7 protein-coding genes are annotated in these 9,704 nt (G+C 37.0%); all 7 read left to right on the top strand.

Annotated features, from left to right (window positions below; genetic code table 11):
- The first annotated feature begins 22 nt into the window (after positions 1-22).
- The 7 genes from eboC (at position 23) to IQ247_RS29770 (ending at position 9,581) form a co-directional block, all read left to right on the top strand.
- Positions 23-922, top strand: coding sequence for a UbiA-like protein EboC (gene eboC, locus IQ247_RS29740; RefSeq protein WP_193925512.1), 900 nt, complete (start codon positions 23-25; stop codon positions 920-922).
- A 111-nt stretch (positions 923-1,033) separates the two neighbouring features.
- Complete coding sequence (locus IQ247_RS29745) at positions 1,034-2,314, top strand: glycosyltransferase family 4 protein (RefSeq protein ID WP_193925514.1); 1,281 nt, start codon at positions 1,034-1,036, stop codon at positions 2,312-2,314.
- 884 nt (positions 2,315-3,198) lie between these two features.
- Positions 3,199-4,128 (top strand): bifunctional chorismate mutase/prephenate dehydrogenase, encoded by a 930-nt coding sequence (gene tyrA / locus IQ247_RS29750; protein ID WP_193925516.1) that lies wholly within the window; start codon positions 3,199-3,201, stop codon positions 4,126-4,128.
- A gap of 652 nt (positions 4,129-4,780) precedes the next feature.
- Positions 4,781-5,416 (top strand): DsbA family oxidoreductase, encoded by a 636-nt coding sequence (locus tag IQ247_RS29755; RefSeq protein ID WP_193925518.1) that lies wholly within the window; start codon positions 4,781-4,783, stop codon positions 5,414-5,416.
- Positions 5,417-5,506: 90 nt separating this feature from the next.
- On the top strand, positions 5,507-6,706 hold the full coding sequence (locus IQ247_RS29760) for a 3-dehydroquinate synthase (RefSeq protein WP_193925520.1): 1,200 nt from the start codon (positions 5,507-5,509) through the stop codon (positions 6,704-6,706).
- A 71-nt stretch (positions 6,707-6,777) separates the two neighbouring features.
- Entirely contained in the window at positions 6,778-8,028 is a 1,251-nt protein-coding gene (gene eboE / locus IQ247_RS29765) for a metabolite traffic protein EboE (protein ID WP_193925522.1), read from the top strand.
- A gap of 176 nt (positions 8,029-8,204) precedes the next feature.
- Positions 8,205-9,581, top strand: a complete 1,377-nt coding sequence (locus IQ247_RS29770; RefSeq protein WP_193925524.1) for an alkaline phosphatase family protein — start codon at positions 8,205-8,207, stop codon at positions 9,579-9,581.
- The last annotated feature ends 123 nt before the right edge of the window (positions 9,582-9,704 follow it).

Here is a 9,704-nt window from a genome sequence, read left to right on the forward strand (position 1 = left end):
TCCCCATCCCTTTCCATAAATTATGAATGTAGCAACTTTAAACACTAACCGCCTTTGGGCGTATTTACAATTAACGCGACCTGCTAATATTATTACTGCTTGGGCGGATGTGTTAGCGGGTGTTGCATCTGCGGGTTTCGCGGTTTTGGTTAATCCGATACCTGTTGTCTGGTTACTTCTAGCTACTACTGGTTTATACGGTGGTGGGGTTGTATTTAATGATGTATTTGATGCGGAATTAGATGCCAAGGAAAGACCAGAAAGACCGATTCCTAGTGGTAGAGCTTCTTTATTAGGAGCAACTATTTTCGGAAGTATACTTTTGAGTGTGGGTGTAGTTGCTGCGGCTCAAGTTTCGGTATTGAGTATGGCGATCGCGATTGGGGTTGCTGCTGGGGCTTTACTTTATGATGCTTACGGAAAACACCACAGGTTTTTGGGTCCTTTAAATATGGGGATTTGTCGCGGTGGTAATCTAATGTTGGGAATAAGTATTTTTTCGCCAATGTTAAGGGAAAGTTGGTATTTGGCTTTAATTCCGATTACTTACATTGCTGCGATTACAGCTATTAGCCAAGGTGAAGTACATGGTGGTAAACGGAGTACGGGTATTGTAGCTTTAGTATTAATGGGTGCGGTGATTATTGGACTTTTGGGGCTGGGTTGGTTAAATAAATCTTACTTTATAGCAGTAGTTCCATTCGTGATTTTACTGAGTTGGCGTGTATTACTGCCTTTCATCAAAGCGGTGAGTCAACCAAGCGCCGAGAATATACGTACAGCAGTGCGCTCAGGCGTTTTATCCCTTATAGTATTAGATGCAACGCTTAGTTGTAGTTTTACTGGCTTGAACTATGGCTTAATCGTGTTAAGTTTATTACCTTTGTCTATGGCGCTAGCACGTTTATTCGCAGTCACTTAAAAATAAAAAAGTTAGGAGTTAAGAGTTAGGAGTTAGGAGTTAATAATAGTTATGCCCAATTACCAATTACCAATTACCTATTACCAATTACCAATTACCAATTATTTATAAATGCAGATTCTAATTTATTCTTATAATTATCATCCCGAACCCATTGGAATTGCTCCTTTAATGACTGAACTTGCGGAAGGATTAGTTAAAAAAGGACATCAGGTACGGGTGATTACAGGAATGCCAAATTATCCCCAGCGTGAGATTTATGAAGAATATCGGGGTAAGTGGTATGTTACAGAAGAGAAAAATGGTGTAACTGTTCAACGTTGTTATTTAAGAATTAAATCCAAACCCAATTTAATTGATAGGTTGCTATTAGAATTAAGCTTTGTATTCACAAGTTTACCGCAAGCTATAAATGGTTGGAGACCAGATGTTATTCTTTTAACTGTTCCACCATTGTTGGTTTCATTACCTGCGACTTTCTTGGGTTGGTTTTATAATTGTCCGGTAGTGTTAAATGTACAAGATATATTACCAGAAGCTGCGATAAAAACTGGATTATTGCAAAATAAATTCATGATTCGCGTTCTGGAAGCTTTAGAAAAATTTGCCTATAAAAAAGCTCATACTATTAGCGTAATTGCTGATGGATTTGTAAAAAATTTAGTTAATAAGAAAGTACCAATTAATAAGATTGCTTGTATTCCTAATTGGGTAGATATAAATTTTATTCGTCCTTTACCACAAAAAGCCAAAATTTGGAAAGATATTCATCAACTTGAGAATAAATTTGTAGTACTTTATTCGGGAAATATTGCTCTAACTCAAGGTTTAGAAACGGTAATTGAAACAGCAGCATCATTGAGTCATATTTCAGAAATTGCTTTTGTAATTGCGGGTGAATCAAAAGCTTTGAAAAGATTACAAAAATATTGTTTAACTTGTGGTGCAGATAATGTTTTGTTACTGCCTTTACAACCGCGAGAAAGATTACCGGAAATGTTAGCGGCTGCTGATGTGGGTTTAGTTGTGCAAAAATGTAATGTAATTTCGTTTAATATGCCTTCTAAAATACCTTTGTTATTAGCTTCAGGAAGCCCAATTATTGCTTCAGTTCCGGGTTCTGGTACCGCAGCACGTGCAGTTAGACAAAGCGGTGGTGGTGTAGTTGTCGCACCAGAATCACCTCCAGATTTAGCTGCTGCAATTATGAGTTTATATAGCAATCCTGAATTAACTAAAAAACTTGGTGAAAAAGCTAGAAAATTTGCTGTTGAACGCTATTCTTTTGAACAAGCATTAATCTCTTACGAAGTTGTTTTCTCTCAAGCTATTTCTTACAAGGTACCTCGTTTATTACCAGCGATGGAAAAGGAGTTGGGAGTTAGGAGTTAGGAGTTAGGAGTTAGGAGTTGGGAGTTGGGAGTTGGGAGTTAAGCTAAAAAGCGTTTAATTTGTATATTCAAATTTTCTTCAAGTTTTGTAGTGCGGGCATCCCTTCACTTTGTTCGAGGGCAAGCCTGCCCGCTAGAAAAATACAAATTAGAAAAATACAAATTAGAAAAATACAAATTAAATGCGCGATAGCTTAGGAGTTAAAAGTTAGGTAATAAATTATAGCGGTTTTCAGGTGCAATACAAATTTTACCTCACCCCGCCCAAAGCAACCCCTCTCCAAGGCATCGGAGAGGGGAGGGGGTGAGGTTTTAGTGTATTGGACTCAACTTAAATTTGCTATAATAGGGAGCAAGATGCTCCCACTACATTTTTTTAGATAGTAAGATATTTTCTTTATATTTATATTTATATTTATATTTGTATAAAATATTTTTTTGTAATCTAAAAAATAAATATAAGTCAATAAAATAATAATATATCAAGTCGATTATGTGAATTATTTATTAATATTAATATATAAAAATGAACGCCTTGATTAAAGAACTTGTTGCGTCAACTACCATAGACAAATTGTGACATTCACCCGGGTTAGTGCGGTTCATCGCGGCTATTCCTGAAATATTTAAGGTGAGTTGGACAAAGAAGTCGGGTTTTAGGATGATTATCTTTTCTGACAGATATTTAACCTAAAAACCTGACTTCTCACCCTAGAAAAATGAACTTTTCTTACACTTTCCCTTTTCGAGACGGCTATTTATGAGAAGTCTATTGAATAATAGTTTCACGTTAAAACAGTCGTTAAATTCACGTATATTTCAAGGCATCTGACATTTTTTTGTCTTAATATCGCTACATTAATTAGAAATTAACAATTATATTTTATGACTTCTAACGAACATAATCAAAGTGAATCTCGACGAATTACCATCATCGGCGGATGGGGGCAAATGGGGCAGTTTTTTGCTAGGGAACTTTCATCATTTGGTCATCAAGTTAGCGCTTTTGGAAACGAAGATTGGTTACGTGCGGATGAATTACTTGGTGATGCCGATTTAGTATTAATTTCGGTCCCCATCGAACGAACAGTAGAGGTAATTCAGCGTGCTGCTCAATATCTTAAACCGACTACAGCAATAGCAGATATTACTAGCATCAAAACTGAACCACTCAAAGCAATGTTGGAATATCATAAAGGTGCCGTAATCGGTTTACATCCGATGTTCGGTCCCAAAGTTAAATCTTTTGCAGAACAGATTGTAGTGGTATGTTCGGGACGAGATGATGATAAGTTTGAATGGTTGTTAGATTTCTTTGCAGCTAAAGGTAGTAAGTTAGTAGAATCTACACCTCAAGAACACGATAAGATGATGGTAGTTATTCAAGCAATGCGCCATTTTGCTCGATTTAGTTTGGGTGTATTCTTAGCTGAAGAAAATATCGATATTCAGCGTAGTTTATCAATGTCGAGTCCTACCTATCGTCAAGAAATTGATATTCTCAAGCGTTTATTTGCTCAAAGTTCGCATTTGAGTGCGGATATTATGTTGGCTACTGAAGAAAGATGTGAAGCGATAGTTTCTCTTGCTGAAACTTACAGTCGTTTGGCTAAACTTGTACAGCAAAAAGATAGAGAAGGATTAATTAGAGAGTTTGAATCTACTCAAAGCTTTTTTAATCAGGTTCTAGATTTTGAAGAAAAAAGCGAACAAGAACAGGTAAACAATTATCTAATCAATAATAATCTGACTCCATCAAAAAATCTAAATAAAAACAAAAAAAAAGGTAGTGAAAACATCTTGATTACGACTTAGAGGGTGTTTATAAATTCGGCAAAAACCGCGATTTGTCATGCTGAACCCTTCACTTCGTTCAAGGGTAAACTCCGCGATAGCGTAGTGAAGCATCTCTCGACTACGCCGCAAAACCTAGATTCTGAACGTTCCTCAGAATGACATGATTTTATTTATAAACACGCTCTTAATTATTTAGGCTCATATCAAGTTAGGATAAATGTTAATCATAAGGCTCGTAGCAGTATCTGGTGGTTTAAACCGCTACTATAAAAGCAAAGTCCAGCGTAAGGTGGGCTAAGAAATTTACAACCCGTGCAGGCGGGTTTTGTTAGTGTAGCCAAGGCAGCGCGGTCTTGGGGGTCTCCCCCATGAGCGACTGCCGCGCGACTTCTAGTCGCCAGGTTAAGTATTAAACTTTTAAAACATCCTCTAAAGTATCTGGCGGTTTAAACCGCTACTATAAAAGCAAAGTCCAGCGTAAGGTGGGCTAAGAAATTTACAACCCGCGCAGGCGGGTTTTGTTAGTGTAGCCAAGGCAGCGCGGTCTTGGGGGTCTCCCCCATGAGCGACTGCCGCGCGACTTCTAGTCGCCAGGTTAAGCTTTTAAAACATCCTCTAAAGCGCTACCACAAATTTTTTAAAGTAATTGTATATTTGTCAAATAATAACTATGCAAATAGATATATTTCATGATACAGTATGTCCCTGGTGTCGAATTGGAAAAAAACATCTTTTTGATGCTCTTTCACAATCCAAACAAGAAGAACTAGATATTAGTTGGCATCCTTTTCTTTTAGATAATTCCGTTCCTAATGAAGGATATGAATTCCGCGATTTCATGCAAAAGCGAAAAGGAATGTCAGCCCAACAATTGCAGCAAATGTTTGATTACACGCGGCTGATGGGTAAAGCTGCTGGTGTAGCATTGAATTTTGAAAACGTGCAATTAGCTGTTAATACAACTCTTTCTCATCGACTAATTGAATTAGCTCCATCCAATCTTAAAAATCAAGTTGTAGAAGCAATTTACAAAGCTTATTTTGAAGATGGTTTGAATTTAGGAAATATTGATGTAATAGTAACAATTGCTAAATCATCTGGAATGGATATTTCAGAATTATCACAGCAATTAAATGATAAAACTGCCTACAATGCCATTGTTTTAGAATCAGATAATGCTCGATATTTAGGTATAAACAGCGTCCCGTTTTTTATTATTAACAATCAAGGGAATCAAATAAGTATCAGTGGTTCTCAATCAAAAGAAGCGTTTATTGAAGCGTTTAAGGAGTTAGGAGTTAGTTGACCTTTAACCTTTAACCTTAAACCTTAAACCTTAAACCTTAAACCTTAAACCTTTGACCTTTAACCTTTAACCTTTAACCTTCTATTAATTATGATATTAGAACTAAAGAGAAATACGAAATTTAGCTTACAACCAATTCAGCAACGTGTTGAAGTGACTTTTAATTATGCGGTTCACTTCACAAATGGTATTTTTGATTTAGACAATCCACTGTTAGCGCAAGTTGTTGCTTCAGATGGGGAAGCTAAGCCAAAAAAAGTTGTGGCAGTTGTGGATGGTGGTTTACTAGAACATCGACACGGGTTGCTCGAACAATTGCGTGAATATTGCGATCGCCATTCTGAAATATTAACTTTGTGTGAGTCGCCCTTAGTAGTTCCCGGTGGTGAAGCAGCGAAAAATAATCCTTATTTGCTCGAAGATATTCATCAATTAGTTGATAAGGCTGGTATCTGTCGTCACTCATATTTAATTGCTGTCGGTGGTGGTGCTGTTCTCGATTTAGTCGGCTATGCAGCGGCTACAGCCCATAGAGGGATTCGCCTTATGCGTATTCCTACTACAGTATTAGCTCAAAATGATTCTGCTGTTGGAGTTAAAAACGGTATCAACGCTTTTGGTAAAAAGAACTTTTTAGGAAGCTTTGCACCACCTTACGCTGTTTTAAACGATTTTGATTTTCTTGATAGCCTTGACGAACGAGATTGGCGATCGGGTATTGCTGAAGCTGTGAAAGTAGCATTGATTCGAGATGCGGAATTTTTCGAGTTTATTTCCGATAATGCTGCACTTTTAGCACGTCGGGATATGGAAGCAATGCAACAGGTAATTTACCGATGCGCTCAGTTGCATTTACAACATATTGCGAGTAGCGGTGATGCCTTTGAAATGGGTTCTTCTCGTCCCCTCGATTTTGGACATTGGGCGGCTCATAAACTCGAACAATTAACTGATTATCGCTTGCGTCATGGAGAAGCGGTGGCAATTGGTATTGCTTTGGATAGCACTTATTCCTATTTACAAGGAATGTTACCCCATTCAGACTGGCAAAAAATACTGAGTACTTTAACTATACTAGGATTTGATTTATACGTTCCCGAATTAACTGAAGAATCTGAAATAGAACATCCAAGATGCTTGTTTCGAGGCTTAAACGAATTTCGCGAACATTTGGGTGGAGAATTGACTTTAACCCTTTTGCAAAGAATTGGAAAAGAAATTGAGGTTCATGTAGCAGAAACTTCTTTATATCAACAAGCAATTTCATTATTATCTAATGCGAAAATATAGCTAATCGCAAAACTGTTATTACCCGCGTCGAGTCGTACTACGCTCAAAGCAATTGACAAACAGCTATAAACATGAAAATTTCTCCGAAAAACTTACATCTTACCTACTGTACCAACATTCACCCCGGTGAAGATTGGAGTCAAGTTTTTGCTAATTTAAAGCAATACATTCCATCTCTGAAAGCCAAACTATCGCCAAATCAACCTTTTGGTATTGGGTTGCGAATAGCTGATATTGCATCTAGAGAATTATTGCAAGGAAAGAATTTAGAACAGTTTAAATCGTGGTTAAAAGAACATGATTTATACGTCTTTACACTGAATGGATTTCCTTATGGTGGATTCCATTTACAAGTAGTTAAAGACAAAGTTTATGCTCCAGATTGGTCTAAACAAGAGCGTTTGGACTACACCTTGCGATTAACTCAAATTCTTACCGAACTTTTACCCGACGAAATCGAAGGTAGCATTTCCACAGTACCCTTATCCTATAAACCTTGGTTTGAGGGAAATCAACTTTCTCAAGCAAAACTAATTGGTAGCGCGACTATTTATATAGCCCAGGTAGTAGCGCAAATGGTGCGTATCCGCGCAGCAACGGATAAAGTACTGCATTTAAACTTAGAACCAGAACCAGATGGATTGATTGAAAACTCCGAAGAAGTAATAAAATATTTCTCAAAATACTTATTACCTATTGGTGGAACATATTTAGCTAAAAATTTGGGAATTCCCCAAGCAGCAGCCGAAGTGTTGTTACTTGAACACGTGCGAATTTGTTATGACACTTGCCATTTTGCTGTCGAGTATGAAAATCCTGTTACTGTTTTTGAACAATTTCAAGCAGCAGGAATTCAAATTGGAAAGATTCAAATTAGTGCAGCATTAAAAGCCGAATTACCGCAAGATAAAAGCAAAAGAATTTTAGTTAAAGAAAGATTAGAGCCTTTTGCCGAATCTACATATTTACATCAAGTAATTGCTCGTTATCCAGACGGAAAACTGCAACGTTATCGAGACTTAGCAACAGCTTTACCTTTTATTGAAGAAACCACAGCTTGCGAATGGCGGACTCATTTTCATGTACCGCTATTTATCAACGATTATCAGGTATTACAATCAACTCAAGACGATATTATTACAGTATTTGAATTATTACAAAATAACGATATTTGTAATCATTTAGAAATTGAAACCTACACCTGGGAAGTATTACCTCATAACATGAAAGTGGATATTGCAGCATCAATTCAGCGTGAATATGAATGGGTATTGTGGAAATTGCAAACAGCAAATGCTCGACAGTTAGTGGTTAGTAGATAGTTGACAGTTGACAGTTGACAGTGGATAAATAACCAACAACTATCAACCAACAACTATCAACCAACAACTATTAACCAACAACTATCAACCAATAACTATTAACCAATAACTATTAACCAACAACTATCAACCAATAACTATCAACCAATAACTATCAACTATCAACCAACATATAAATGAATAAAACAGTAGTAATTAACGTAGTTGGATTAACACCAAGTCTTATAGGAAAGCATACACCAATGCTCTCGCAATGGGCTGAACTTGGAAAAATTGCGACGGTAGAACCTGTATTACCTGCGGTTACTTGTTCGGTACAAGCAACTTATTTGACAGGTAAAATGCCCGACAAACATGGTATTGTCGGTAACGGTTGGTATTTTAGAGATGAGTGTGAAACTAAATTTTGGAAACAATCAAATAAGTTAGTTCAATCACCTAAAATATGGGATATAGCACGGGAATTTGATTCATCTTTTATCTGCGCTAATATGTTTTGGTGGTACAATATGTACTCCTCAGTTGATTATGCAGTAACTCCCCGACCAATGTATCCTGCTGATGGTCGAAAAATCCCTGATATTTACACTCAACCAAGTAATTTCCGCAATCAATTACAAGCAAAGTTCGGTCAATTTCCTCTATTTAACTTTTGGGGACCAACTGCATCGATTGAATCTACACAATGGATAGCAAATTCATCAAAATGGGTAGAAGAAAATTGCAATCCTAATTTAACTTTAATTTATCTACCGCATCTAGATTACTGTTTACAAAAATTTGGTCCAGACCAAGATAAAATAGCCAAAGAATTACAAGAAATAGATGCAGTATGCGGCGACTTAATTAATTTTTATGAACAGCGTGATGCTTCTGTTATCGTATTATCAGAATATGGGATTACATCCGTTTCTCAACCGATTCATATTAATAGAATATTGCGTTCAAAAGGCTTATTAGCTATTCGCGATGAAGAAGGAAGAGAACTTCTCGATGCTGGTGCTAGTAAAGCTTTCGCTGTAGCAGACCATCAAATTGCTCATGTTTATGTCAATGATACAGACTATATTCCTCAAGTTAGAAGTTTGTTAGAAGAAATCGAGGGAATTGACTATATTTTAGACGAAACAAGCAAATCAGTTCATCATTTGAATCATTCTCGTAGTGGTGAATTAGTTGCAGTTGCTAAACCCGATTCATGGTTTACTTATTATTATTGGCTTGACGATAAAAACGCTCCAGACTTTGCCAGAACCGTAGATATTCATCGTAAACCAGGTTATGACCCCGTAGAATTATTTGTTGACCCCAAACTCAAATTTCCTAAACTTAAAATCGGGTCAAAACTGCTAAAGAAAAAGCTGGGTTTTCGCTATTTAATGGATGTAATTCCTTTAGATGCTTCTTTAGTCAAAGGTTCCCACGGATGCATTCCTCCCACCCCCGATGTTGCACCTTTATTCATTAGTAAAAAAACTGAATTACTCAATTCTGACTCTATTAAAGCAACCGACGTTTGTAGATTAATTTTACAACACTTACAATTGAGTTGATACTCCCCACGGCTAGAAGCCGGGGGATTCTTGAAGAGTCCACAAACGAACTTTCAATGGTGCTATCAAAGACACCCTACTGATTCCACTAAGTTCTAAACCTAGCTTTATCGCTACTTTGGC

The organism is Plectonema cf. radiosum LEGE 06105 (assembly GCF_015207665.1).
Classification (GTDB): Bacteria; Cyanobacteriota; Cyanobacteriia; order Cyanobacteriales; family Nostocaceae; genus Rivularia; species Rivularia radiosa_A.